Below are 25,918 nucleotides of genomic sequence, written 5' to 3'. Positions count from 1 at the left end.
GATGAATATTATTTTTTTGACATTGGTGGACATCAACTCTCTGGACGAAAGAGGAATCTATCAGGATTTGTTACGGAAGTTTCGTAATGAAGGACATAATGTTGTAGTGGTTTCACCAGTAGAAAGAAGAAGAAATATTTCCACTCATTTCAAAGAAAGTGCTGAAGGATCTATATTGAAAGTAAAAACATTCAATATTCAAAAAACAAATATTATTGAAAAAGGTATTGGAACGCTGGCTTTAGAGTTTCAATACCTTTCGGCAATCAAAAAATACCTGTCTCACAAGAAGTTTGATCTTATTCTGTATTCCACTCCGCCCATTACATTGGTTAAAGTGATTGAATACCTGAAAAAGAAAAATAATGCGAAAACCTATCTTTTACTGAAAGATATTTTTCCTCAGAATGCTGTAGATATGAAATTGCTGAAAGAAGGAGGTGTTCTGCACCGTAAATTTGTGAATAAAGAAAAAAAACTTTACCGGATTTCTGATACCATAGGATGCATGTCACCGGCGAATGCAAAGTTTTTACTGAAACATAATCCGGAAATTGTACCCGAAAAAGTTGAGGTAAATCCTAATACTATTGAACCTGTCAGCTTTAATTATACTCCGGAAGAAAAAAACAATATCCGCAGGAAATATGGGATTCCAACAGATAAAAAAGTCTTGGTTTATGGAGGAAATCTTGGAAAACCTCAGGGATTAGATTTTTTATTGGATACTATTGCAGCAACCAAAGACCCTGAAGCTTTCTTTCTCATTGTGGGAGAAGGTACAGAATTTGACAGAATACAAAAATGGTTTAACGATCTTAAGCCGGTGAATGCAAAACTGATAAAAAGATTACCAAAAGATGATTATGATCGTTTGCTGACAGCTTGTGATATAGGATTGATATTTCTGGATAAAAATTTTTTAATTCCTAATTTTCCATCAAGGCTTTTATCCTACCTGGAAATGAAGATGCCTGTTATTGCTGCTACAGATCCTAATACGGATATTGGAGATATTATTGAAGAGGCAAAATGTGGTTACAAAGTCATAGCAGGAGATCAAAAAGAAATGCAGGCTAAACTGCAACTTATACTGCATAAAGACAACTTGCAGGAATTGGCAGACAATGCAGAGAAATTACTTCTTAAAGAATATCTGGTGGAGAGATCTTATAATCTAATTGTAAAAAGGGCATAATGTATAAAAACTTTTTAAAAAGAGTCATTGATTTTTTTATTGCTTTTATCGGCTTGGTCATTCTGAGTCCTATTTTTATTATAGTTACAATAGGCCTATTTTTTGCAAATGATGGTAAACCGTTCTTTTTTCAGGCACGTCCTGGTAGAAAAGAAAAAATATTCAAGATCATCAAGTTTAAAACGATGAATGATAAAACAGATGCTCAGGGAAATCTTTTGTCTGATGCAGAACGTTTAACGGCTATAGGTACTTTTGTCCGTAAAACCTCTTTGGACGAACTTCCACAGTTGCTCAACGTCTTGAAAGGAGATATGGCATTAATAGGGCCACGTCCTCTGCTTCCGGAATACCTTCCATTATATAATGAGAACCAAAAACGGCGTCATGAAGTGAGGCCAGGAATTACGGGTTGGGCCCAAGTGAGCGGAAGAAATGCTATTTCATGGGAAAAGAAATTTGAATTGGATGTATGGTATGTGAACAATGTATCATTGTTATTCGATTTAAAAATTCTTTTTCTTACTGCTAAAAAAGTTATTATCAGAGAGGGGATTTCACAGGACGGACAGGCCACAATGGAACCATTTAAAGGAAATATTTAAAAATTATGAAAAAAATTGCAATTGTAGGAGCCGGAGGCTTTGGACGCGAGGTCAAAATGTTGATCGAAGATATCAACGAAAAAAATGCTCAGTTTGAAATTATAGGTTTTTATGATGATAAAGAATACAAAACCGAAATAAACGGACTTCCCTATTTAGGAGAAATAAAAAATATTAATGAGGTTGATTATCCATTATGTTTAGCAGTTGCAATAGCAGCTCCGAACATTAAGAAAAAAATAGTAGAAGGAATTACCAATGAAAATATTGAATATCCTAATCTGATTCATCCTTCAGTTATAATAGGACGTGATGATGTTAAACTGGGGAAGGGGAATATTATTTGTGCCGGGGTAATCATTACCGTAAATATTAAAATAGAAGATTTTATCATCCTGAATCTTTCCTGTACGGTGGGGCATGATACCCAAATTAAAAAGTATTCTTCATTTATGCCTTCTGTAAATATATCCGGAGAAGTAATAATTAATGAAGAAGTATATGTAGGGACTGGTGCTAAAATTATCAATCTATTAGAAGTAGGACAAAAAACTATAATAGGTGCAGGAGCTGTCGTATCAAAAGATCTTCCTGCTAATTGTACTGCAGTTGGAATTCCTGCTAAACCTATAAAATTTCATGAATAAAATCGATACAATGAAAAATAAAATATGGCTTTCTTCTCCACATATGGGAGGTAATGAATTAAAATATATCCATGAAGCTTTTGATGCTAACTGGGTGGCGCCTTTAGGACCAAATGTAGATGGTTTTGAAAAGGATCTGGAGAAGTTTTTAAATGGAGATATAAAAGTAGCTGCACTTTCAGCAGGAACGGCGGCTTTACATTTGGCGCTCATTGAATGTGGAGTGGAGCATGGTGATGAAGTGATCTGCCAGTCTATGACATTTTCGGCGTCTGCCAATCCTATTGCTTACCAGGGAGCAGTCCCTGTTTTTATAGATTCCGAAGAAGATACATGGAATATGTGTCCTGTAGCACTTCAAAAAGCTATTGAAGACAGAATTTCAAAAGGTAAAAAGCCAAAAGCCATTATTGTTGTTCATCTTTATGGGATGCCTGCCAAGATGGATGAAATTTCTTCTATTGCTGCCAAATATGAAATCCCGTTGATTGAAGATGCTGCCGAGGCATTAGGTTCAGAATATAAGGGAAAAGCATGTGGTACATTCGGGAGTTTCGGGATATTATCATTCAATGGAAATAAAATTATAACTACCTCCGGAGGAGGTGCTTTGGTTTGCCGTACTCAGGAGGATAAAAATAAAGCGGTATTCCTGTCTACACAAGCAAGAGATAATGCTCCTCACTATCAACACTCTTATATTGGTTACAACTATAGGATGAGTAATATTACTGCAGGAATCGGGCGTGGGCAGATGGAGGTTTTAAATGACAGAGTAGAAGCTCGTAGAAATATGCATAATTTTTATGTTGATTTATTTAAAGATATTGAAGGAGTAGAGGTATTCTCAGAACCGAGCGATGAATACTATTCCAATCATTGGTTGTCTGCTATTACAATTGATCCAGTTCAAACAGGTAAAACACGAGAAGATTTGCGTTTAACATTTCTGGAAGAAAATATAGAATCCAGGCCATTATGGAAACCAATGCATTTGCAGCCTGTATTTTCAGGAGTTCCATATTATGGTGAGAAAGTAGCGGAAAACCTATTTGAAAACGGCTTATGTTTACCTTCGGGTTCTAATTTGACAGATGACGACAGAAACAGAATCGCAAAAGTGATCACCGATTTTTTCTCCAAATAAATTATAATCTGAAACTCGGAAATTGATCATACTGTTACGGAATCATTTTTTAAATATTAAAAGGTATCTGATGAATTGTCGGATACCTTTTTAGTATACTAATGGCGTATCTTATCAATAATGTTTTCTCATATATTTTATATATTTGCTCTCAATTCAAATGTTGTGAAAAAAAAATATCCTTTGTGGAAAGAGCTTATGGATTATGGCATAACGATTATTGCTGTTATTTTGCTTCTTCCAGTCTTAATTTTATTGACAATTTTGACTTGTTACGATACAGGTTTTCCTGGCATTTTTATACAAAAAAGAGTAGGGAGAAATGCCATTCTATTTGATATTTACAAATTCAGAACAATACATCCTCAAACTGCCAAAATATCAGGAATAGGAAACTGGATGAGAAAAACTAAACTGGACGAACTGCCTCAGCTTTTTAATATTTTAAAAGGGGATATGTCATTAATTGGTCCCCGGCCGGATATTCCGGGATATTATGACAAACTGGAAGGCGAAAACAGACTTGTTCTTCAACTAAAACCCGGTCTCATTAGTGAAGCGGGAATTAAATACAGCAATGAAGAAGAACTGTTAAATAAGCTTGAAAATCCCTTGCAATTTAATGATGAGGTACTTTTTCCAGATAAAGTAAAAATGAATCTGGAATACTATTATCATCTTTCATTTAAAAAAGATTTCCTTATCTTAATGAAAACTTTTTCAATCCTCAAAAAATAATATTTATTGGTTTTGAGTTTAAAAATGATAACCAAAAGTGGTTTTCATCCTAAACTTAAATGGGAAATAGCGTATGGATTATGCAAAATATAAATATATTTGTAAACTTATTGATGAGTAATGAGTTATTATAATCCCCAATTAATATACCTCCCTAAAATTTTAGACAAAAGAGGAAATCTATCTTTTTATGAATATCCTGGACAGATTCCATTTGAAATTGCCAGAACGTATTGGATTTACGATGTTCCGGGTGGTGAAATAAGAGGGAGCCATGCATTTAAGGAACAACAGGAATTTATTGTTGCATTATCAGGTAGTTTTGATGTTATTCTCCATGATGGTAAGGATGAGCAGAAATTTTCCCTCAATCGTTCATATTATGGTTTATATATCCCTAAAATGTTCTGGAGAAGATTAGAAAATTTTTCTACAAATTCCCTTGCACTTATCATTTCAGATCATATGTATAACGATACTGATTATATAAGAGATTTTGAGCAATTTAAAAAACTGAAAAATGAATAAACTTTCTGTTTTTGATTGCTCAGTGATTGACCTTGGAAAGATTAGTTTTGATGAAGGTAATCTTACAGTTGTTGAAAATAACTCAGATTTTCCGTTCGATGTGAAAAGAGTATTCTATTTGTATGATATAGCAGGAGGGGAGAGTAGAGGAGCGCATGCACATAAAGAATGCCATCAGTTTCTTATTGCTACAGGAGGCAGTTTTGAGGTAAGCCTGGATGATGGAAAATATAAAAGACAAGTATTTCTTAACAGGCCTGACATAGGTTTACATATTCCTCCTGGAATATGGGCATCAGAAATTAATTTTTCTTCTGGGGCTATTTGCCTTGTACTGGCTTCTCACACTTACAATGAAGAAGATTATATCAGAAATTATGAAGATTATTTAAGTATTAGAAAGAATGGCTAAGATACAGCCATTATCTGATGTTAAAAGTGAAAGGATTAGAGAAAATACTTTGATTTGGCAAAACCGGAATACAGATTTGGGACAGTATCACTTTTTACAAGCGATTTGATTTCTAGATCTAAAAAATATACAGAAATTTTTTTAAAAAAAACTGTAGTGAAAAGAGAGGCATAAAAAGGAAAAATTACTTATTTATAACAGTCAATGATTAAATTCCTAGATTTACAAAAAATAAACCTTGTCCACCAACACGAAATTGAAGAAAGAATATTAAATACTTTTCGTTCAGGGTGGTACCTTTTAGGAAACGAGGTGAAGAATTTCGAAGCTAATTTGGCGGAATATACCGGATCCCAGCATGCCATAGGTGTAGCTAACGGCTTAGATGCATTAAGGCTGATTCTTCGGGCTTATATTGAATTAGGTGTTTTTCAAAAAGGCGATGAGATTATCGTACCGGCTAATACTTATATAGCTTCTGTGTTAGCTATTTCGGATAATCATCTTGTTCCCGTTTTGGTAGAACCGGATATTAATAATTATAATATTGATATTTCTAAAATAGAAGAGAAAATTACTAAAAAAACCAAAGGCATTCTCATTGTACATTTATATGGAAGAGTGGTTTTTTCAGAAACACTAAAAAATATCGCAGAGAAATATAATCTTAAAATTATTGAAGATAATGCCCAGGCTATAGGTGCAGAATGGGATCTGATAAAATCAGGTAATTTAGGAGATGCAGCAGGGTTTAGTTTTTATCCTGGGAAAAATTTAGGAGCCTTAGGCGACGCTGGGGGAATAACTACAAATAATGAGGACTTGGCTAAATGTATCAGAGCTTTGGCTAATTATGGCTCAAACCAAAAATATGTAAATATATATCAGGGATTAAACTCAAGATTGGATGAAATTCAGGCTGCGGTTCTTGATGTAAAACTAAAATATATTGATGAAGAAAATAAAAAGAGAAATAGTATTGCCCAGCGGTATATTACAGAAATAAGCAATCCGAATATAATTCTTCCAGAAATGCCTAAAAAGGAAAATGAACATGTTTGGCATTTGTTTGTTATCAGGACGGAATTAAGGGATGAGTTTCAAAACTATCTTCTAGAAAATGGAATTCAAACCCTGATTCATTACCCAATTCCAATTCATAAGCAGAAAGCTTACAAAGACTGGAATCATCTGAGTTTTCCTATTACTGAAAAAATTCATAAAGAAGTATTGAGTTTACCCATAAGCCCGGTATTAGATGATACTGAAGTGACAGAAATTATAAATAAATTGAATTTATTTAAGTGATCTCCTTTATTAAAAGATTGAAATCCAGTAACCTGTTAAAGATTTTTTCATTAACAGGTATTTCAACAGTAATAAAAGTTGTTACAAGTTATATAACAGTAAAATTTTTAGCTAGCCTGGTAGGGCCAGCGGGTATTGCACTGATTGGGCAGTTACAAAATTTTACTACAATTTTAATTACTTTAGGAGCAGGAGGAATAAATAATGGTGTAGTAAAATACGTTGCGGAATACAAAGAAAACCATAGCAAATTGCGAGAAATTCTGGGAAATGGTTTTAGAATAACAGCTTTTTTATCTCTAACTGTTGGTTTAATAATTATTATTTTATCGAAATTCTTAAGTGAGCTTATACTTTTAGATAGGCAGTATTCATATGTATTTATATTATTTGGAGTTAGTCTTTTCTTTGTTTCAATAAATAATTTTTTTATTTCCGTACTCAACGGGTATCAGGAATTCAAGAAATATGTGATTGTTAATATTATTACAAGCGCCATTGGGTTAGCATTTACAGTCGGGCTTGTAGTTTTGTTTAATATAAGAGGGGCATTAATTTCCATGGTAACCTATCAGGCAGTGATAGTTTTCTTTACAGTAATGTATATTAGAAAGCTTCATTGGTTTTCAAAGGTCTTTTTATGGTCAGCCTGGAGCAAGAAAGTTATTAAACAATATGTCTCCTATTCTTTTATGACTATTGTTTCTGCAATTACTGTTCCCGTTACTCAGTTTGTGATCAGAAGATTTCTTATTCAAGAATATTCAATAACAGATGCTGGGTATTGGGAGTCTATGAATAAAATTTCGGGACTCTATCTGATGCTGTTTACTTCAACATTTAGTGTGTATTATCTTCCAAAACTCTCCGAAGTAAAGGACCAAATAGTTTTGAAGAATGAAATTTTTAAGACCTATAAGATTTTTACCCCAATTTTGTTGATAAGTTTAGTGTCTATATTTCTTTTAAAAGATTTGGTAGTTTATGTCTTATTTACCCCAAACTTTGCTCCTATTAAAAAATTATTTTTTTGGCAAGTGTGCGGAGATTTCTTTAAAATTATGAGCTGGATTTTAGCTTTTGTAATGGTTGCAAGATCAATGAGTAGGGTTTATGTTATTACGGAGATATCATTTGCTGTTTTGCAGATTGTACTAACCTATTTATTCGTAGACTATTATGGGCTTACAGGTGCTGTTCAGGCTTATTTTGTGAATTATTTTATTTATTTTTGGACTATGGTTGTATTATTTAAAAATATGTTATTTAAAAAATAAATGAAGATATTATTATTCGGGGAGTATAGTAATGTGCACTGGACATTGGCGGAAGCACTAAGAAAATCCGATAACCAAGTACTGGTAGTGTCTGATGGTGACCATTGGAAAAACTACAAACGGGATATCAATATTTCATATGATAGTAAATTTAAATTTTTATTATTCCTGTTTAAACTATTAATTGATAAAAGATTCCGTAATAATGATATAGTCCAGATTATCAATTATCGTTTTTTATTCAAAAATAAACTGGGATCATTAAATAAATTCGCTTTTGACTTTTTAAAGAAGCATAATAAAAAGATAGTTTTGTGTGCTTTTGGGGACGATTATTTTTATGTAAAAGCATGTCTTGATAAAAAACTGGCATATAGCCCAATAAGTGAAGTGGATAAAAACACAAGCTATATAAAAGAAATCTTCCAGGTACATTATTCAAAGGTGGCCAGAAATCTAAATGAATATATTGCTGAAAACTCAGATGGAATTGTTTCCTGTATGTATGATTACTATATCAGCTATAAAGAAAAATTTGATGATAAACTGGTTAATATTCCTCTACCGATAGATACCGAAAAAATAAAATATAATGACAATATTTATAACGGTAAGCTTAATATTTTTCTAGGAGTTCAAACATCGAGAATTGAATGGAAAGGTACGGACATTATAATGAAAAGTCTGACCGCCATAAAAGAAAAATATAAAAATTCAGTTGATATTAGTATAGTGGAAAATGTTCCTTATCATGAGTATATAAATATGTTTACCCGTTCAAATCTGTTTTTTGATCAGACATATTCTTATGGACAGGGAATGAACGGACTTATGGCCATGGCAGCAGGGAAAATCCTTTTTGGTGGTGCTGAGCAGAAACATTATGAATTGGTTGGAGAAACTAGTAATTTCCCAATTATGAATATTACTTCTGATGTTATAGATATAGAAAATAAAATAGAATATTTTATTAATAAACCTCATGAAGTTTTTGAACAAGGAAAAAAATCCTATCAGTATATTCTTGATCATCATGATAGTATGAAAGTGGCAAAGAAATATAGTGAATATTATGAAAAGTTAATGAAACAGGTGTAAATCACCTATGTTAATAGGTTTTTTTTGAATTAAATTATCTATATTCGTCAACTGTAAAAAATAGGGAAAATAAGAAATGAAGAAAGAACAATATCTTAAAGAAGATTCCTTAAAAGAAATAATACAACCGTATATTAAAAAGTGGTTTTGGTTTATATTAGGAGTTTTTATTATGGCAGGACTAGGAGTCCTATTGATAAAGACAACAGCACCGGTATATGAAGTATTAACAAAAATATTAATTAAGGATTCCAAAAAATCTACCGGAGGAGCTGGGGATATTGCGGCAATGCAAGGGTTGTCTGCCTTTTCTGGCCTCAGCTCCAATACTGTGGAAAATGAAATGGAAGTTTTATCTTCCAAGAAAATTCTTAATCAAGTTTCAGATGATTTACCTTTACAATGCTCTATATTCAGTGAGGGGACATTTCATGATACAGAACTCTACCGAACTCAGTCACCTGTAATTATTCAGGTAATTAATGAGAAACCTTTTGTTAAGTTACCAAAGAAAAAGATAAATTTAGAAATCAAGGGTAATACACTGAAATTAAGCTCTAAAGAGCTTGAAAAACCTATAGAAACTTATTTTAATAAAACTATCAGTTTGCCTTACGTTAATCTGATGATTATTAAAAATCCTGCATTTAATCCTAAGCAGCTGAAGAAAGAAACAGACTATAATTCTTTGTATTTTATTTATAAAGATAAGGAAACAGTGGTTGAAGACTTGCAAGAATCTTTAAAGGTAAGTTTAAGCAATAAAGATGCTACGGTTATTAACTTAGTTTTAAAATATGAGAATGCGGATAAGGCTAAAGAGATACTAAACACCTTAGTCAAAAAATACAACAATGAAGCTATTAATGAAAAAAATACAGAATCTGAAAAAACAAAAGATTTTATAGATGAAAGAATAAATTTGATCTCAAAGGAGCTTGGGGATGTTGAAATAAAAAAAGAAAACTTTAAAACAAGCAATAATATAGTTGATATCCCTGCCCAAGCAGGTGTTAATATACAAACCAGTACAGAAGCTGAAAAAAGAAGATTAGAGCTTTATACCCAACTAGAGCTCAATAATATGTATATCAGTTATTTGAACAACAAATCTTATGATGATATATTACCGGCTAATGTTGGTTTGGATAATGGAGCTGCAGTAAATAATATTTCCGCCTATAATAAACTTATTATGGAAAGAAATAAATTATTGGAAAATGCTACACCCGAACACCCAATTGCTAAAGAAATGAACGATCAGATAAAAGTACTGAGAGCTAGTATAAAAGAAGGATTGGGAAAAAACAGATCCAATATTCAACTGGCAATTGATAATATTTCGTCATTAGAACAAAAAAGCAATACAGAACTAAAAAAGATACCATCACTTGAACGCCTTTTCAGAAATATTGAAAGACAGCAACAAATAAAAGAAGAACTGTATTTAATACTCTTGAAAAAAAGAGAGGAGACAGCAATTACTTTAGCAATGTCTTCTGATAAGGCAAGAGTATTAGATTTGGCATATGCCAATAGAAAACCAGTGGCTCCTCAAAAATTGATTATCATGGGAGCTGCCATTTTATTAGGTTTAGGTATTCCGTTTTTAATTATTTTCCTGAAACAGTTTTTTAATACAAAAATATCTGATAATAGGAGTGTTTCTAGATTTAGTAATATTCCGGTAATAGCGGAGATACCACATATGGGGTCAAAAATAAATAATTTAATTCATATTAATGACACCTCTCCTCTTGCAGAGTCTTTCAGGATTTTAGCTACGAATTTAAATTTACTTTTACCTGTTTCCAAAACGAAAGACAAAACAATTCTTGTTACCTCCAGTGTTAAAGGAGAAGGAAAAACATTCATATCCATTAACCTGGCTTTAAGTATTGCTAAGCCTGGTAAAAAAGTCCTTGTTATAGGCTCAGACATCAGAAATCCACAATTGCAGAGATATAGACCCGATATGAAAAATGCTTCCGGGCTTACAGAGTTTTTATATGGTAGTGTGGATAATGTACAAGAAATTATTCATCCAAGTGGATTCAATCCGAATTGTGATCTGATTTTTTCGGGAACTATCCCTCCGAACCCTGTAGAGCTTTTTGAAAATGGGAATTATAAGGTTATGTTGGAAGAATTAGCCGGAGAATATGATTATATAATCATAGATTCAGCTCCGTTGATGCCGGTTACGGATACATTTATCATCACAAAATTTGCAGACGTAGTTTTATATGTAGTACGCTCTGAAAAGACCGAAAAAAGTTTTATAGAATTTGCTGAAAATGTGGCAAAAGAGAAAATTAAAAATATAAACTTTGTTCTTAATGATGTTAAAATAGGAAACTTCGGATATGGAAACAAACATGGTTATGGCTATCATGGTATTAAGGAAGATACCTTTTGGGAAAAGATAAAATCTTTGTTTAGCAGATAAATATAAATAAAGCGGACTAAAGGCAGGTTTTAATAAAAGGTAGATGGATATTTTTAATTTAAAGTACTATATCATATACTCTGTATTTGCTATTACGGCATTTATTTTTGCTATGTATGTAGACTTTAAGAAAAAACAATACAATAATATTTCCCGCTTTATTGCAGCTGTTTTTTTTATTCTTATAGCCCTTCTTTTTGGTTTTAGAGGCGAGGAAATAGGTTCAGATACAGAAATGTATAAATGGCAGTTTATGTATCATGCAAACCTGGATTTTGGTATTCAGTTCATATTTAAATATTTAATTGTTTTCGTCCATGTCTTTACAGATGAAGCCCAATACTTTTTAGTTGCCATTAGTTTATTCTATGTGCTATTTATTTTTTGGAGTATTAATGTATTTTTAAAAAGCTTTGAAAGTAATTTTCTATTAATTGCCTTTTCATTCGTCAGTTTGTTTTTCTTTCTTGCATTAGGAATCAATATTATTAGGCAGGGTGTTTCACTTGCTCTTGTATTATTAGCCGTTTCATATTATTTTAAGGATAATAAAAATATCAAGAGCTGGCTGATACCTTTTATTATTGCAATCGGATTTCATTCGGCTACAGCTGTGATTCTGATACTATTTATTATCATTGTGTTAATAAGAAAGGTAAGCTTGAATTATTACTACATCTGGTACTTTCTTTTACTGGGAATATCAGCATTAGGAGGCAGTATCTTATCCTTTGGTTCTTTTTTAAATTATTTACTTGTAATAGATAGCAAGCGTTCGGATTTTTATGTGAAAGGTGAAGGAGCTGGAGAATATGTCATAGGGTTTAAAGCACAGTTTGTGGCATTCAATACTATATTCTTGATAATTTTTTCTCTTATTAATCATAAATTGTTGAAGAATGAAAATGAAAATTATAAATTACTTTTAAAATATTATTTATCAATCAGTGGAGTATTTTTCATGATGTTTCAAATTCCTTTCTCAGACCGTTGGGGTATAATGTCATGGGTGATGATCCCATTTTTAATAGCACCATTGTTCAGTATTAACAATACTTCACGATTGGGGATTTTTACCGTTCTCTTCCTTATATTTGTCTTTGTCTTTTTTAATATATATAACAGCTGATGCCAGAAATAACCATAGCAATTCCTTTTTATAATGCGGAGGAATATTTTGAGCAGGCAATTCTTTCAGTATTATCTCAAACATTTACAGATTTCACTCTGTTGTTGATAGATGATGGCTCTACAGATTCTTCCTTAAAAATAGCTCAGAAATACCTAGAGGATAAAAGAGTTGTAATTATTTCTGATGGAAAAAATTTAAACTTAGGATATCGGCTGAATGAAATTCCTCATATAGCGAAAACTGAATATTTGGCAAGAATGGATGCTGATGATATTATGCATCCTGAAAGGATTGAAAAACAATTGAAAATTTTAAAGGAAAATCCAGATATTGATGTTTTAGGAAGTAATGCTTATTCCATTGATGAAAATAATAATGTAGTTGGGAAAAGAATTAATATATCAGACGATTCCTTAATTTTGGTTAGTACCTTTACACATCCTACCATAATTGCTAAGACTCAATGGTTTAGAGATAACCCTTATGATGTGGAAGCAATTCGAATTGAAGACTCTGAACTTTGGTTAAGAACTAAAAATCAATATACTTTTAAAACTATTGGTGAGCCATTACTGTTTTATAGAGAAATAGGTAATAAATATTATAAAAAATACTTAAAAGGTTTGCCTGGTATTTGGTATATGGTTAAAAAACATAGTTTTTCTTTTGAATATTCCAAGTTTTCATCAAAATACTTACTATCTTGTATAGTATATTTTATCTTTGATCTGTTAGGGCGTGAAAGTATTCTTATTCAGAATAGAAATGAGGTGAAGATTAATAAAAAAGATTATAAATTTTTTATATAAAACAAAAAATATACAATATGAAGTATAACTATATTTTTCAGAAATGCTTGTGCATATCTTTAGTATTTATATTATTCTTCAGTACTGAAAGCTGCGCGCAAAGTTTTTCACCTAAAAATGTCTCCCAGAAACTTATTTCTAAGTACTACTCTCCGAGCTATTCAACTAATTATTATAGAACAAACACATTTTTTTCTGTATCTGCAAATCTTTTAAAAGGAAATGATCATACGGATATTATACAGAAAATTGTTAATGATAACAGCAATATTTTATTACCTAATACGACTATATTTATTAACTCCAAAGGCTTAAAAATTGGATCAAATAAAAAGATAATATTCCAAAAGAATACAAAAATTAAATATTTAGGTCCGGCCAATGGAAAATACTCAGATATTGTTAAAATATATGATGCTCATAATGTAGAAATAATTAACCCAGTAGTAATAGGAAGCAGAAATAATCATATTGAGCAAAGCGGACAATGGAGTGCTGGTATATCTGTTTTAAACTCTGTTAATGTAAAAATAATAAATCCAAGGATTTCTGAAGCTTACGGAGACGGGATTTTTATTGGTTCTGAAGATGGAGGATACTCTGAAAAAGTACTGGTTTCAGGTGGTTGGATTAATGATTCCAGAAGGAATGGTGTTTCTATCACTTCGGGTAGAAATGTGTTGGTTCAGAATATTTTAATTTCCAATACTTACGGGCATGATCCTGAAGCGGGAGTTGACATAGAGGCGAGTTGGAATAAAGACAGGCTTGAGGATATCAACCTAAAGAATATTTGTACTTTTAATAACAGTTCCGCAGGAATTATGATAAACCTGAACGGATTGGCTGTAGATAACCCAAAAGATGCAAAAATATCAAGCATAGCTATAGATGGGCATACAGATATAGGTTCAAGGCATGGCTTTTTAACATCTTTAAATACAATAGATAATCAATTTGATACAACGGGAACTATTCTCGTTAAAAATGTTAACTGGAAATCAACTAGAGGAATATCTTATTGGAGATCTTCACAGGATCATCGTATTAAAATTACTTTTTCAAAAATAATGATTGATGATATTGAAAAGCGAAAGGATTTTGAAAATGACATCAAAAAAGCAAAGAATATAAAATTGCTTCAATCCCCATGAAAATTTTACATGTAATCACCCGTTCTGATTTAGGAGGTGCGCAGTCTGTAGTGATTAATCTTGCTAATTCTATGTGTATGGAACATGAAATTACTGTTGTTGCAGGAGAAGATGGCCCGATGTGGCAAGCGTTAGATTCCAAAGTTAGAAAGATAAAAATAAAAGAAATTGTCAGATCTGTTTCTATTATAAAAGACCTCAAAGCCTTATATAAACTGAAAAAACTTTATACTTCAATACAACCTGATGTTATTCATCTTCATTCATCAAAAATAGGAGTATTGGGAAGATTGGCATTTCCAAAGGAAAAAACAGTGTATTCTGTACACGGATTTGATTCAATTCGGCTTGCGTATAGAAAATTTCTTCCACTTGAGAGACTACTTAAAAATAAATGCAAAGCAATTGTTCTGGCAAGTAACTATGATAAACAGAACATTATCAAGGAAGGTATCAAAGATAATTTACATATCATATATAATGGTGTGCCTACTCCTAAAAGAGAAACAGATCTTTTTCTTGAAGGCATAGATCAATATGACAAAATTGTCATGTGTATTGCCCGGATTTCACCCCAGAAGCGTTTTGAAAGTTATATTCAGATAGCAAAACTGCTTCCGCAGTATGCTTTTGTTTGGATTGGAGCAGATAAAGAATATACTGATCTTCCTCATAATGTTTTTTGTTTAAAAGGAATACCAAACGCCAAAAAATATATTCAATTGGCGGATATTTTTGTTCTTCCTACCAATTACGAGGGTATTCCTATTGTCATTTTAGATGCATTGAGTTATGGAAAGCCTGTCGTATCATCTGATGTGGGAGGTATTTCAGAAATAGTGCTTAATGATCAGAATGGATATGTTGTTGATAATGAAGATGTTGTTTTTGCTGAAAAGATAAACTATATCTTAGGAAAAGATGAAATTTATAGAGAGTTTTCTAGAAAATCTTCTGAAATTTTTCATGAAAATTTAACTATAGAGAAAATGATAGATAGATATCTATTTGTATATAAATTATAATTGGAAATTATTTTTCTTTAATGTGTTTTTTTTGAAATATTTCCATGAATCATATAAATAAATTCAATTAATGTTTTTAAAAGCGAAATTTTTACATAAAAATAATTTAATTGTAGAATTTTAAGAAATTTAAGAAGGGGTTGAAATACTTTCTTGGATTCGTAGTTTTTTAATATATTTATAGCCATAAAGTGAAAGTGAGTTCCCATTCACTATTATATAAACACAATTGAGAGAAAAAAGTGGAAAATAGTCTGACCAAAGCATTTGTAATGATGAAAGAGAATAAACAAGTCTTTAAAGTGAGTGTGCTCACTAAAGTATGTTTGTTTATTAATGTGAGTGAGATTTCGCTAAAACTTCTTAATGATAAAAAATTTAGGAAGAAATATAAAGTCATTCAATATGATTCCCTCCAATCACGAATAACAGTAACAGAATATCTTAAGAAATTTAATATTTCCTATATAGTTCTTGAAACTTCCAATATTAATCATTTACACAAAGATTTGGCTAATGAAATTGTAGCAGCCAGAAAAAAAGGGGTTACAGTATATGATGCTCATGAATTTTATGAACATATAAATAAAAGAATACCTTTAGTCAGACTGAAAGCTGATGAGTACCTTGTAGATGATATTTTTACTATTGGTCAAAGGCAGGAAAAATTTAATATTAAAAGATTTATAGATATTATCGTTAGCCTTTTACTAGTTCCATTTGCGATTCCTTTGATATTATTTGGCTTTATTTTGATAAAACTGAGTTCGCGGGGAAATGTGCTTTTCTCACAGGAAAGGATTGGTAAAAATTCAGAATCTTTTACAATTTATAAGATTAGAACAATGGTTTCTAAGCATGATGGGGATTTTACCACTAAAAATGATTCGCGTGTGAATCACGTAGGTAAATTCCTTCGGATGACTAAAATTGATGAACTTCCACAGATTTGGAATATTCTTAGAGGTGATATGAGTCTTATTGGACCTCGTCCAGAAAGACCCCATTTTGTTAAAGTCTCGAATGAAGAAAATGCAATGTTTGATCTTAGACACCTGGTGAAACCTGGAGTTACCGGTTGGGCACAAGTAAATTTGCCAAAAGCTACTCCAAAAGATAATCTTGAGAAATTAGAATATGATTTGTTCTACATTAAAAATTACTCTCTTCTTTTTGATCTTCTTATTGTTTTTAAAACTATAAAAATAGTTTTTACTTTAAATAGTAATTAATTTAAAAAGTTACAGATTTTAATACTTCTATTTTTTGTTTTAGAAGCATCAAAATTTTTTCCTATGATAACTCTTTCAGGATATTAATGGATTTTAGAAAGATGAAAGATTTGAATTGAATGTAAATTTAAGATGTATTCTTTTTTTATATAATGTGATACATGCATTAGAATGAGAGTGAGAAAATGAATATACAAATATTATCAATTTCTGAGATCAAATCAATACTGAGAGCCTTTTAATATTAAAAAATAGAATCAATAATTATTATATCCAAAAAAATCTAAAGACATCATTTTACCTAGCGATATTAATATTTACTTATTCAATTAGTTTCACTATTTTTAGATGTCAATTTAGTTATAAACAATGAAGATTAAAGAAACCCCACTTAAAGATTGTTATATTATAGAGCCTACTATTTTTGAAGATGACAGAGGTTACTTCTTTGAAAAATATAATGAAAAAAGATTTGAAGAACTTACAGGAATGAATGGGCATTTCGTTCAGGATAACATATCCAAATCATCTTACGGAGTTTTAAGGGGATTACATCTTCAAAAAGGAGAACACGCTCAGGCAAAATTAGTTTCTTGCCTGGAAGGTAAAGTTTGGGATATCGCAGTAGACCTGAGAAAAGATTCACCTACTTTTGGAAAATGGTTTGGTGTTGAACTTAATGCGGAAAATAAACTTCAGTTATATATTCCAAGAGGGTTTGGACATGGATTTTCTGTTTTAAGCGAAACTGCTGTATTTGCTTATAAATGTGATAATTTCTATAATAAAGAATCCGAAGGAAGCGTAAAATTCAATGATCCTGAACTTAATATAGACTGGAAAATAGAGGAGAAAGATATGATCCTTTCAGAAAAAGATCAGAATGCTCCTGCATTTAAAGAAAAGAACTTTTAAATAATATTGAAAACCACTTGTTTAAAGTGGTTTTTATTTTTTAATCCTATACTCTTCAATATTTCGTATCTTTGCAGACTCAAAATCAAAACGATGCGCACAAAATCTGTAGGTAAGAAGAAAATCAATATCGTAACATTAGGTTGTTCCAAAAATGTATATGATTCCGAAGTTTTAATGAGCCAGCTTAAAGCCAATGGAAAAGAAGTGGTTCATGAAGACAAGGGAGATATTGTGGTGATCAATACCTGCGGATTTATAGATAATGCTAAGGAAGAATCCATTAATACTATCCTGGATTATGTGGAGGCTAAAAACAGAGGAGAAGTAGAAAAGGTTTTTGTTACAGGCTGTCTTTCCGAAAGATATAAGCCGGATTTGGTAAAAGAAATTCCGGATGTTGATCAATATTTCGGAACAAGAGATCTTCCTGTTTTATTGAAACATCTTGGTGCAGATTATAAGCATGAATTGGTTGGTGAAAGATTAACTACAACTCCCAAACATTATGCCTATCTTAAAATTTCTGAAGGTTGTGACCGACCATGTTCTTTTTGCGCAATTCCATTGATGAGAGGGGGACATATTTCCACCCCTATAGAGAAGTTGGTGAAAGAAGCTCAAAAGCTTGCAAAAGCAGGAACCAAAGAGCTTATTCTGATTGCACAGGATCTCACCTATTACGGACTGGATATTTATAAAAGACGTGCCCTTGGAGACTTGTTAAAAGAACTTGTGAAAGTAGATGGAATTGAATGGATCAGACTTCACTATGCATTTCCAAGCGGGTTTCCAGAAGATGTATTGGATATTATCCGTGAAGAGCCTAAAGTTTGCAACTATATAGATATTCCGCTTCAGCATATCAACTCAGATCTTCTTAAATCTATGAAAAGAGGAACTACTCATGAAAAAACAGATGCTCTTTTGGCGAAATTCAGAGAAAAAGTTCCGGATATGGCGATCAGAACTACTTTAATAGTTGGTTATCCTGGTGAAACGGAAGAAAGATTCCAGGAACTTAAAGATTGGGTAAAAGAACAGAAATTTGACAGGCTAGGATGTTTCACCTATTCTCATGAAGAAAATACTACTGCCTATGTTTTGGAAGATGACGTTCCACAAGAAGTGAAAGAGGCAAGAGTGGAAGAGATCATGGAGCTGCAATCTCAAATTTCCTGGGAAAAAAATCAGGAGAAAATAGGTAAGATCTATAAATGTGTTTTTGACAGAAAAGAAGGAAACTATTTCATCGGAAGAACTGAATATGACTCTCCGGATGTAGATAATACCGTTCTGGTTTCTGCAGATAATACTTATATTTCAATAGGTGAATTTGCTCAGGTAAGAATCACTTCTGCTGAGGAATTTGATTTATATGGCGAACTTGTTTAAAAACAAGCTATTAAAAGGCTATTTTAATAAAAATTAATATGACTTATTCCAGTTTTGTTAATTTTAATTAATTGATTTTTAGGTGTTTATGTTTTTTATAGAAAGAAATCTATATTTTTTCTTTTTAAGAATATAAATAATAAGAAATTATCTCTTAAATTTGCTACAAAATGTAAATATTTTAAAATTAAAACAGTTTTAAGAAAGAGGCGTTTTAATTTTTAAAATTTATTTTTTATTAAAAAAAAGCACAAGTTGGGATGAATTTACTAAGTACTAAATTTCTTTCCACATTTTTTTGAATTAACAACAAAAGGGTATGATTGTAAAATTTTATACCTGAATTATGATTTGAATCTTTTAAGATTTGAATGATTTGCGTGTTGAAATAGCACAAGTTGGGATACATTTCTGGCTTGGGTATGAATTATTGATGAAAATTTAAAAAACCTATAAAAAAAACTTATGAAAAAAATTTTATTTACGGCAACTATTCTAGTTTCCTTTTCGGCTTTTGTAAAGGCTCAGCAAAGAGGAGTGGGTGTTAATACAACAACTCCTGCTGCTACTTTAGATGTTGTAGCCAATACTACAGATACTGCGATGCCGGATGCGGTTTTGGTGCCTCGAATGTCAGAAGACCAACTAGCTGCTAAGAATACAGCATATACTGCTGCACAAAATGGAGCATTAGTATTCGTAAATGCAGTAGACGGAGCTACAACGGCAAAAACGGTGAATGTAACGACTACAGGTTTCTATTATTATGATGCTCCAAACTCCGTTTGGAAAGCTTTTAGTGGTGGAGCTGTAACCCCAACGCTTCCTACTTTCAGAACTATTTCCAGTGGTAGTACAGCAGTTATCTTAGCAAGTGATGTTGATAATTGTGTTATTCTTAATGCAAGTACAATCTCTTCTGTTACCTTACCTACGCCTACTGCTGCGATGGCTGGAAGAACTATTAGAATTTTTGAAACTTCCGGATCTGCATCTCCAACAATTACTAATACAGAATATAAATCAACAACTTCCAATCCAATTGTTACTAATTCAGGTATTAGTTTGATTACAGATGGTGTTAATTGGTATAGCGACAGTCTTCAATAATATAATATAAAAACATAAGATATGAAAAAATATAATTTTTTAAAGGCAAGTCTAACGCTAGCTGTTGTTTTAGCCTTTAGTACTGACAGCCAAGCTCAGCTTAAAGCTAATCAAACTATCGCTAATGCTTCTATCAATAATAGTACTGCATTTTTAGATGCATCAAGTTCAACTGTTTGGAATCCAAGTACTACTTTGGGTAAAGGCTTTTTATTTCCTAGAGCTGATTTAACTCAATTGGTATTAACAAATAATGGTAGTTATTTGACAGCTAATAACCCTAACAGATTTGATGGGCTGATCGTATATAACACAGGCTCAGGAAATACACCAGCTTCTGGATCGGGAATTGGAGGACAGTCTGTTGCGCCGGGATTTTATTATTTTTCTAACCCGGGCAGCCCAACGGGTACAGCTACCGGTCAGTGGCTTCCATTAGGCCAGTCTCCTCGAGTTGATATTAAAACAACGGAAACAATTACCAATACATTGGTAGATGGAGCTCAGGTATACGCAAGAAAAGGAACTTTCACTACAGATGGGGCAAGTACATCTCCAATTTCATATTCTTCAGCTATTACTATTCCTGATACTGCTACGGATGGTATCTATCGTGTTACTATCTATGCACCGGGAACGAATTCCGTATATGCAACTACGGTGTACTCATTCAATCCTACGACGGGGGCTTTAGTTACAGGTTCTCCTAGTATTTCTGTAGTGTATCCTGCAGGAACGTATCCTTATACAGTAGAATACTTTAAATAAATAGAAATAATATGTATTAGAAAACCAGTGAGTAATCATTGGTTTTTTTATGTCTAAAATTAAAATTCTTAATGAAATTTTATTGTATTGATTTTCAGTGTTTTAAATAGTTTGAAAAGATCAAATTATACATAAACTAGTTAATTACGTTAACGTTTAGCGCGTTTTTTTAACGTTTTTTAACACTAGGGTCTAATCAGCCTATTTATAGTGGGTTACAGAATTTATTAACACAATATTTTGTTTTTGTTAACGTATTTTAACAATTTGATTGGGGAGTTTAGAAGTATCATGATACATTTGCTCCGTCAAAACCAATAAATATTCAACATGATGAAAAGATTCATTCTCGTAATCATAATGATGATTTCAACCCTTGGTGTTTATTCTTTCAAGAATAATGCCACAGATGCGAAAAAAACAAGTTATGCATCGTACTACCACGATAAGTTTAATGGTAGAAAAACAGCTAGCGGAGAGATTTTTGATAATTCAAAATTTACCGCTGCCAACAGAACGCTTCCGTTTGGTACAATGATTAAAGTAACCAATCTGAAGAATGGAAAAGAAGTAATTGTAAAGATAAATGATAGAGGACCTTTCCATTCATCAAGAGCATTAGATATTTCTAAAGCTGCGTTCAATGAAATCGGAAATACCGATCATGGTACGATTCCGGTGGAATACGAAATTGTCGATTAAATTTATGATTTAAATTAAAAGCTCCGGCTGATCGAAGATCAGCCGGAGCTTTTTTATGTGGTTTTTATACATTCAATTCAAGTAAGGCAGGACAATGGTCCGAATGTGCCGCTTCTTTTAAAATAACGGCTCTGGAAAGCTTATCTTTCAAAGAATAGGAGGCGAAATTATAATCCAGTCTCCATCCTTTATTTTTAGCCCTTGAATTTTGACGGTAGCTCCACCAGGTATAATTATCCGGTTCATTATTAAAAAAACGGAAGCTGTCTATCAATTCACATTCTTCAATGAAGTTGGTCATCCATTCTCTTTCCATCGGTAAAAAACCGGATACATTTTTAAGACGAACAGGATCATGAATATCAATTGCCTGGTGACAGATATTAAAATCTCCTGAAATAACGAGATTTGGGATGGTCTTCTTTAAGTTTTTAATATATTCCAGGAAATCATGACAAAACTGCATTTTAAAGCCTAAACGTTCAATATTGGAGGCGGAAGGCACATACACTGAAATCACGGAATATCCGTCAAAATCAGCACGGATAATTCTTCCTTCATTATCATAGCTTTCAATGCCACAACCATGCTCTACATGGAGGGGTTTTATTTTTGAGGCTATTCCTACGCCACTATAGCCTTTTCTTACGGCAGAGTGCCAATAACTGTGATATCCTAATTTTTCAAGACTTTCAATATCGATTTGATCATTTCCCGCTTTGCTTTCCTGAATGCAGATAATATCGGGATCAGCATTAGACAACCAGCCCAGAAAATCTTTGGTAAAAGCTGCCCTGATTCCGTTAACGTTATAAGTAATAAGTTTCATATTCCAAAAATATTAAAAAACAAGCGGAAAAAATCAACGATTTTTTCCGCCCGGACCCAAATTAAATAAACTATGAAAAAAAACTACTTGGGTTCTAAAATACTGATCGGAATAATACATTCTTCCAATGAAATTCCGCCATGCTGGTAAGTTTCTTTATAGTAGTTTACAAAATGATTATAATTCTTTGGATAAGCCAGAAAAATGTTACTCTTAGCAAAAATATACTTTGAGCTTAGATTTCCTTTTGGCAAAAACAGTTTTTCCGGATTGGTGATTGCCCAAACATCACTGTCATCGTATGTTAAGCTTTTACCTGTTTTATAACGGATATTGGTAGAGGTTTCTCTGTCTCCGACTACCTTGCTTGGCTTTTTCACGTATACTGTTCCGTGGTCTGTTGTAATAACCAGTTTGTAACCATTTTCTGCTGCAGCTTTAATGATCTTCAATAAGGATGAATTTTCAAACCAGTTAAAAGTTAATGACCTGAAGGTTTTATCATCACGGATCAGCTGATCTACAATATGATTGTCTGTTTTAGCGTGAGAAAGAATATCGATGAAATTATAAACGATCACCAAAAGATCATTATTCTTATGTTGGTTGAAATCATCATAGATCTTCTTTTCAAAATCGGCATTCAATACTTTTAAATATTTCATGGATTTTGAGCCTAAGCCTATTCTTTTCATCTGATCCTCGAGAAAATCACGTTCAAATTCATTCTTATTCCCTTCCTCATTGTCATTAAACCATTTATCTGGGAAACGTTTTTCAATCTCAGAGGGCAGTAAGCCGGCAAAGAAAGAATTCCTTGCATATTGAGTGGCGGTAGGAAGTATACTATAATAATAGTCTTCCGAAATTTTATTGTAATATTTAGTGAATAAAGGTTCAATTACTTTCCATTGATCATAACGAAGGTTGTCGATCATTAATAAAAGAACTTTCTCCTTTTCTACTTCAGGTTTTACCTTCTCTTTGAAAAGAGTATGGCTCATGTTCGGTTTATCAGATCCATGCAACCAATCTTCATAGTTGTTTTCAATGAATTTGGCGAACTGAATATTCGCTTCTTCTTTCTGTGACTGCAAAAGATCTGCAAATTCATTATCGGTTACCTTATCAAACTTGATTTCCCAGTTCAGAATTTTCTTATAATATTCCGCCCAATCCTGATAGGTTCTTAAATAAGACAATTCCAAAGAAAGGCTTCTGAATTCCTGCTGATATTGCAAAATGGTTTTTTGCTCCACCAGATCGTCCTGCTGAAGGTTTTTCTTTAATGATAATAAAATCTGATTGGGGTTGACCGGTTTCAAAATATAATCCGCAATCTGGGAACCGATGGCTTCCTCCATAATATGTTCCTCTTCACTTTTTGTCACCATAACGATTTTTAAGGAATTATCTTTCTCCTTAATCATGGGGATGGCTTCCAGTCCTGAAATTCCAGGCATATTTTCATCAATAAGCGTTAAAGCGAACTTTTCTGAATCCATAAGATCCAAAGCCTCGTTCACATTGTTAACGGGGGTTACATGATAGCCTTTTTTTTCTAAGAATACGATATGAGGTTTAAGTAAATCTATTTCATCATCTATCCATAATATCTTTTCCGACATAATTTATTTTTTTACATGGTTATTGTATCAAAATGCTGACCAAATCTTTATAAAAACTGCCAAATTGGACAGATTAAAAGTTAAATATTAGTTAAATGAAAGTAAGCAAAAATTTTTTATCAATTTTACATCATTACTGTCCGGTTTTTATATAGTCAAGAGCTCTTTCCAAAACTTCATCTTTTCCTTCCTTTATTCCTTTTACAGTGGGCTTTACAATAATATCAGGAATAATTCCGACTCTTTGGGTTTCTGTCTGATTGGGATAATAAGCTCCGAGTCCTGTAAAGCTGGTTTCCAGATCGGCAATTTTAAATCTTATAACGTCACCATTGGCTCCTGAAGTATGCCCGCCAATCAATTTTGCTTTAGGGTGTTGCTTCAGCATCATTGCTGTAGTTTCTGCTTGGCTTTGTGTATTTTCGTCTACGAGCACGATAACATTACCTTTATAATAATCCGGATTATGTTTGCCTATGCTGTTTTTTCTGCTGTAGAATTTACTCAAATAATGGGTTTCCGGAAAATTAAACTGATAATAAATGGTATTTTCAGGAAGTAATAATTGACTTAAAGGTAAAATAGTTTGTTTTGGGTAATTTCTTAAATCGAAAATAATGGATTCGGTTGTTTTTAAGTTTTCATACATTTCCTTGAGATCCTTTCTTTCAATTATGCCCATATGTACATATCCGGTTTTCTTTTCAGCATCAATGAATTTCCATTTTTCAGGAATAGGAGGTTTTTCGTAATAAATATCCTTCAAAAGATAGGTTTTCACAGTCAGCATCATATTCTGACCCTCTCTTTCAAGTTTAACAGTAATGGAGTCATTATTTGAAAAAAGAAAAAGGTTTTTCACTTTCTTTATTTTTCCCCAGGAATTGGAAGCGGGAATGTATTTTCCAAAGGAATTGACCATTTGAGGAATAGTCTTACCATTGATATCGTAAATGATATCTCCAATTTTCAAAACACTGGATTCATTAAATTTATTAGAATTAATTTTCGTTACTACCAGTTTTCCTTCGGCATATTCGTATTCTACCGGAATTCTTCTTCTGCCATATTGATTGAGGCTGATAAGCGGTGAGAATAGAAAAGCATGGGAGTCGTCTATCCTGGTCACCAATTCTGCCAAAGTTAGATGATATTGTTCATCATTTTCAATCTGAATAAACTTGGGAATCATTTCTTTTAGAACTTCATTCCAGGGTTGATCAGTTTCATATTTGTATGGAAAAAAATATTCCACATAGTTCCAGTATCTGAACAGTTCCAAAAGACTAATTTGCCTGGAAATGAATTTTGAACCATAAGAATTTTCATTCCGGAAAAAAACCTTCCTTCCTCCTTTTCCAAAATAATAATTGTCGCCCAGATTTCTATTGTGTTGAATATATTCAAGTTTTTGGCTTACATGCTGAGAAAAAACTGTTGAATCTTTAATCCAGTTTAAATTAAAGTTTTTAAGAAAATATACTTTATCTTCTTCCTTCTTACATTTTTCACATATTTCCACTGTTCCAAGACTGTCAATCCAATGTGAATACAGCTCATTCAACTGAGCTTTATTCTGAACATTATCCAGCTCGGTCATCTTTTGAAAAAGCTGCTGATCCCAATTGAAATTTCCCTTGGCAACATGAGGATGATAGTATTTTAAAAATCCCCATACTTTACATAAAGATTCCAGTTTTTGAGTATCTGAAATAGTTTGGGCAGGAAGATGAATGCTTAATAATAAAATGAAGAAAATAGAGAAGCTTCTCATTAATGATCATAGGTTTATTCTCCAAATATAAAGCAATT

At 32.3% G+C, this 25,918-nt stretch carries 24 protein-coding genes; 21 read left to right on the top strand and 3 right to left on the bottom strand.

The window, feature by feature from the left end; all coding sequences use genetic code 11:
* Position 1 precedes the first annotated feature (1 nt).
* The 21 genes from EGI05_RS06520 (at position 2) to EGI05_RS06415 (ending at position 21,649) form a co-directional block, all read left to right on the top strand.
* Entirely contained in the window at positions 2 to 1,198 is a 1,197-nt protein-coding gene (locus tag EGI05_RS06520; RefSeq protein ID WP_123262230.1) for a glycosyltransferase family 4 protein, read from the top strand.
* Positions 1,198 to 1,803 carry a sugar transferase gene (locus EGI05_RS06515; protein WP_123262229.1) on the top strand — a complete coding sequence of 202 codons (606 nt, stop codon included), beginning with the start codon at positions 1,198 to 1,200 and terminating at the stop codon, positions 1,801 to 1,803. The genes EGI05_RS06520 and EGI05_RS06515 overlap by 1 nt, the downstream gene beginning before the upstream one ends.
* A 5-nt stretch (positions 1,804 to 1,808) precedes the next feature.
* Positions 1,809 to 2,450: an acetyltransferase gene (locus tag EGI05_RS06510; RefSeq protein WP_123262228.1), complete on the top strand. Its 642-nt coding sequence runs from the start codon at positions 1,809 to 1,811 to the stop codon at positions 2,448 to 2,450.
* 10 nt (positions 2,451 to 2,460) lie between these two features.
* The gene (locus EGI05_RS06505; protein ID WP_123262590.1) at positions 2,461 to 3,597 is read left to right on the top strand and encodes an aminotransferase class I/II-fold pyridoxal phosphate-dependent enzyme; all 1,137 of its coding nucleotides are present in this window, start codon (positions 2,461 to 2,463) and stop codon (positions 3,595 to 3,597) included.
* Positions 3,598 to 3,762: 165 nt separating this feature from the next.
* Positions 3,763 to 4,335, top strand: a complete 573-nt coding sequence (locus EGI05_RS06500) for a sugar transferase (RefSeq protein WP_317125045.1) — start codon at positions 3,763 to 3,765, stop codon at positions 4,333 to 4,335.
* Between the two features lie 120 nt (positions 4,336 to 4,455).
* On the top strand, positions 4,456 to 4,863 hold the full coding sequence (locus tag EGI05_RS06495) for a sugar 3,4-ketoisomerase (protein WP_123262227.1): 408 nt from the start codon (positions 4,456 to 4,458) through the stop codon (positions 4,861 to 4,863).
* Positions 4,856 to 5,275, top strand: coding sequence for a sugar 3,4-ketoisomerase (locus EGI05_RS06490; protein WP_123262226.1), 420 nt, complete (start codon positions 4,856 to 4,858; stop codon positions 5,273 to 5,275). The genes EGI05_RS06495 and EGI05_RS06490 overlap by 8 nt, the downstream gene beginning before the upstream one ends.
* A 204-nt stretch (positions 5,276 to 5,479) precedes the next feature.
* On the top strand, positions 5,480 to 6,583 hold the full coding sequence (locus EGI05_RS06485) for a DegT/DnrJ/EryC1/StrS family aminotransferase (protein ID WP_123262225.1): 1,104 nt from the start codon (positions 5,480 to 5,482) through the stop codon (positions 6,581 to 6,583).
* 17 nt (positions 6,584 to 6,600) lie between these two features.
* Complete coding sequence (locus EGI05_RS06480; protein WP_228428560.1) at positions 6,601 to 7,860, top strand: O-antigen translocase; 1,260 nt, start codon at positions 6,601 to 6,603, stop codon at positions 7,858 to 7,860.
* Positions 7,861 to 8,958, top strand: a complete 1,098-nt coding sequence (locus EGI05_RS06475) for a glycosyltransferase (RefSeq protein ID WP_123262223.1) — start codon at positions 7,861 to 7,863, stop codon at positions 8,956 to 8,958.
* A 76-nt stretch (positions 8,959 to 9,034) separates the two neighbouring features.
* Positions 9,035 to 11,407 (top strand): GumC family protein, encoded by a 2,373-nt coding sequence (locus EGI05_RS06470; protein WP_123262222.1) that lies wholly within the window; start codon positions 9,035 to 9,037, stop codon positions 11,405 to 11,407.
* Positions 11,408 to 11,450: 43 nt separating this feature from the next.
* A complete protein-coding gene (locus tag EGI05_RS06465; RefSeq protein ID WP_123262221.1) occupies positions 11,451 to 12,536 on the top strand; it encodes an EpsG family protein in 1,086 nt (361 codons plus the stop codon).
* The gene (locus EGI05_RS06460; protein WP_123262220.1) at positions 12,536 to 13,348 is read left to right on the top strand and encodes a glycosyltransferase family 2 protein; all 813 of its coding nucleotides are present in this window, start codon (positions 12,536 to 12,538) and stop codon (positions 13,346 to 13,348) included. The genes EGI05_RS06465 and EGI05_RS06460 overlap by 1 nt, the downstream gene beginning before the upstream one ends.
* A gap of 17 nt (positions 13,349 to 13,365) precedes the next feature.
* Positions 13,366 to 14,502 (top strand): glycoside hydrolase family protein, encoded by a 1,137-nt coding sequence (locus EGI05_RS06455; protein ID WP_123262219.1) that lies wholly within the window; start codon positions 13,366 to 13,368, stop codon positions 14,500 to 14,502.
* Positions 14,499 to 15,527, top strand: coding sequence for a glycosyltransferase (locus EGI05_RS06450; RefSeq protein WP_123262218.1), 1,029 nt, complete (start codon positions 14,499 to 14,501; stop codon positions 15,525 to 15,527). Before EGI05_RS06455 ends, EGI05_RS06450 begins: the two co-directional genes overlap by 4 nt.
* 242 nt (positions 15,528 to 15,769) lie before the next feature.
* The gene (locus EGI05_RS06440; RefSeq protein ID WP_185144955.1) at positions 15,770 to 16,759 is read left to right on the top strand and encodes a sugar transferase; all 990 of its coding nucleotides are present in this window, start codon (positions 15,770 to 15,772) and stop codon (positions 16,757 to 16,759) included.
* Between the two features lie 369 nt (positions 16,760 to 17,128).
* A complete protein-coding gene (gene rfbC / locus EGI05_RS06435; RefSeq protein ID WP_123262215.1) occupies positions 17,129 to 17,674 on the top strand; it encodes a dTDP-4-dehydrorhamnose 3,5-epimerase in 546 nt (181 codons plus the stop codon).
* 93 nt (positions 17,675 to 17,767) lie between these two features.
* Positions 17,768 to 19,069, top strand: coding sequence for a 30S ribosomal protein S12 methylthiotransferase RimO (gene rimO / locus EGI05_RS06430; protein WP_123262214.1), 1,302 nt, complete (start codon positions 17,768 to 17,770; stop codon positions 19,067 to 19,069).
* Positions 19,070 to 19,534: 465 nt separating this feature from the next.
* Positions 19,535 to 20,179 carry a hypothetical protein gene (locus EGI05_RS06425; RefSeq protein WP_123262213.1) on the top strand — a complete coding sequence of 215 codons (645 nt, stop codon included), beginning with the start codon at positions 19,535 to 19,537 and terminating at the stop codon, positions 20,177 to 20,179.
* 21 nt (positions 20,180 to 20,200) lie between these two features.
* Entirely contained in the window at positions 20,201 to 20,947 is a 747-nt protein-coding gene (locus EGI05_RS06420; protein ID WP_123262212.1) for a hypothetical protein, read from the top strand.
* 330 nt (positions 20,948 to 21,277) lie between these two features.
* A complete protein-coding gene (locus tag EGI05_RS06415) occupies positions 21,278 to 21,649 on the top strand; it encodes a septal ring lytic transglycosylase RlpA family protein (RefSeq protein ID WP_123262211.1) in 372 nt (123 codons plus the stop codon).
* Positions 21,650 to 21,713: 64 nt separating this feature from the next.
* Here the strand turns inward: EGI05_RS06415 and EGI05_RS06410 are convergent, their stop codons facing one another.
* The 3 genes from EGI05_RS06410 to EGI05_RS18065 all read right to left on the bottom strand — a co-directional run bounded on the left by EGI05_RS06410 (position 21,714) and on the right by EGI05_RS18065 (position 25,880).
* Positions 21,714 to 22,478: an exodeoxyribonuclease III gene (locus EGI05_RS06410; protein ID WP_123262210.1), complete on the bottom strand. Its 765-nt coding sequence runs from the start codon at positions 22,476 to 22,478 to the stop codon at positions 21,714 to 21,716.
* An 83-nt stretch (positions 22,479 to 22,561) separates the two neighbouring features.
* On the bottom strand, positions 22,562 to 24,106 hold the full coding sequence (gene porX, locus EGI05_RS06405) for a T9SS response regulator signal transducer PorX (protein WP_123262209.1): 1,545 nt from the start codon (positions 24,104 to 24,106) through the stop codon (positions 22,562 to 22,564).
* A gap of 133 nt (positions 24,107 to 24,239) precedes the next feature.
* Complete coding sequence (locus EGI05_RS18065; protein WP_123262208.1) at positions 24,240 to 25,880, bottom strand: S41 family peptidase; 1,641 nt, start codon at positions 25,878 to 25,880, stop codon at positions 24,240 to 24,242.
* Between the last annotated feature and the right edge of the window lie 38 nt (positions 25,881 to 25,918).

This window comes from Chryseobacterium daecheongense (assembly GCF_003729955.1).
Lineage (GTDB): Bacteria > Bacteroidota > Bacteroidia > Flavobacteriales > Weeksellaceae > Chryseobacterium > Chryseobacterium daecheongense.
The sequence above is the reverse complement of the archived record's forward strand: the minus strand, read 5'-3'. Positions and strand labels throughout refer to the sequence as shown.

Bases quoted from the DNA above. Each gene is read 5' to 3' on its own strand.
- EGI05_RS06520 (WP_123262230.1), top strand. From the start codon at position 2: ATGAATATTATTTTTTTGACATTGGTGGACATCAACTCTCTGGACGAA.
- EGI05_RS06515 (WP_123262229.1), top strand. From the start codon at position 1,198: ATGTATAAAAACTTTTTAAAAAGAGTCATTGATTTTTTTATTGCTTTT.
- EGI05_RS06510 (WP_123262228.1), top strand. From the start codon at position 1,809: ATGAAAAAAATTGCAATTGTAGGAGCCGGAGGCTTTGGACGCGAGGTC.
- EGI05_RS06505 (WP_123262590.1), top strand. From the start codon at position 2,461: ATGAAAAATAAAATATGGCTTTCTTCTCCACATATGGGAGGTAATGAA.
- EGI05_RS06495 (WP_123262227.1), top strand. From the start codon at position 4,456: ATGAGTTATTATAATCCCCAATTAATATACCTCCCTAAAATTTTAGAC.
- EGI05_RS06490 (WP_123262226.1), top strand. From the start codon at position 4,856: ATGAATAAACTTTCTGTTTTTGATTGCTCAGTGATTGACCTTGGAAAG.
- EGI05_RS06485 (WP_123262225.1), top strand. From the start codon at position 5,480: ATGATTAAATTCCTAGATTTACAAAAAATAAACCTTGTCCACCAACAC.
- EGI05_RS06475 (WP_123262223.1), top strand. From the start codon at position 7,861: ATGAAGATATTATTATTCGGGGAGTATAGTAATGTGCACTGGACATTG.
- EGI05_RS06470 (WP_123262222.1), top strand. From the start codon at position 9,035: ATGAAGAAAGAACAATATCTTAAAGAAGATTCCTTAAAAGAAATAATA.
- EGI05_RS06465 (WP_123262221.1), top strand. From the start codon at position 11,451: ATGGATATTTTTAATTTAAAGTACTATATCATATACTCTGTATTTGCT.
- EGI05_RS06460 (WP_123262220.1), top strand. From the start codon at position 12,536: ATGCCAGAAATAACCATAGCAATTCCTTTTTATAATGCGGAGGAATAT.
- EGI05_RS06455 (WP_123262219.1), top strand. From the start codon at position 13,366: ATGAAGTATAACTATATTTTTCAGAAATGCTTGTGCATATCTTTAGTA.
- EGI05_RS06450 (WP_123262218.1), top strand. From the start codon at position 14,499: ATGAAAATTTTACATGTAATCACCCGTTCTGATTTAGGAGGTGCGCAG.
- rfbC (WP_123262215.1), top strand. From the start codon at position 17,129: ATGAAGATTAAAGAAACCCCACTTAAAGATTGTTATATTATAGAGCCT.
- rimO (WP_123262214.1), top strand. From the start codon at position 17,768: ATGCGCACAAAATCTGTAGGTAAGAAGAAAATCAATATCGTAACATTA.
- EGI05_RS06425 (WP_123262213.1), top strand. From the start codon at position 19,535: ATGAAAAAAATTTTATTTACGGCAACTATTCTAGTTTCCTTTTCGGCT.
- EGI05_RS06420 (WP_123262212.1), top strand. From the start codon at position 20,201: ATGAAAAAATATAATTTTTTAAAGGCAAGTCTAACGCTAGCTGTTGTT.
- EGI05_RS06415 (WP_123262211.1), top strand. From the start codon at position 21,278: ATGATGAAAAGATTCATTCTCGTAATCATAATGATGATTTCAACCCTT.
- EGI05_RS06410 (WP_123262210.1), bottom strand. From the start codon at position 22,478: ATGAAACTTATTACTTATAACGTTAACGGAATCAGGGCAGCTTTTACC.
- porX (WP_123262209.1), bottom strand. From the start codon at position 24,106: ATGTCGGAAAAGATATTATGGATAGATGATGAAATAGATTTACTTAAA.
- EGI05_RS18065 (WP_123262208.1), bottom strand. From the start codon at position 25,880: ATGAGAAGCTTCTCTATTTTCTTCATTTTATTATTAAGCATTCATCTT.